This window comes from Mycobacterium intermedium (assembly GCF_002086275.1).
Taxonomy (GTDB): Bacteria; Actinomycetota; Actinomycetes; order Mycobacteriales; family Mycobacteriaceae; genus Mycobacterium; species Mycobacterium intermedium.
In genome coordinates this window covers 1-318 of record NZ_MVHT01000343.1, presented here as the reverse complement: position 1 = coordinate 318, position 318 = coordinate 1, and the positions used below count along the sequence as shown (strand labels likewise).

Genomic DNA, 318 nt, shown 5'->3' with positions numbered 1-318 from the left:
TTGGTGTTCGGCGACCGTCCTTTACCTCGCCCGTTGACCGGCCTACCCACGCTGGCTGTCGACGACGCGCCGGGCCCGCCGAGCAGCGCGCCGTCCGGCTGGCGCGCGATAAGCGCGGGTCGCAAAGGTACGTCGACGGGGCGCGTAACCCACCTCGACGTCGAGCCGGTCGGCGCGCAGCAGACGGGACAGCACGGCGGCGAGGTCGGCGTCGGCGCCGACCACGATCAGCCGCTCAAATGGGCCCGGCGCGTCGTCGACAGCCAGCGTGGGTAGGCCGGTCAACGGGCGAGGTAAAGGACGGTCGCCGAACACCAA

Annotated in this window: 1 pseudogene; it reads right to left on the bottom strand. The window is 71.7% G+C overall.

The annotated features are described in order from the left end of the window. Positions 1-69: 69 nt before the first annotated feature. A pseudogene (locus tag BST27_RS30950) lies at positions 70-318 on the bottom strand (peptidase M50); the annotation flags it as partial.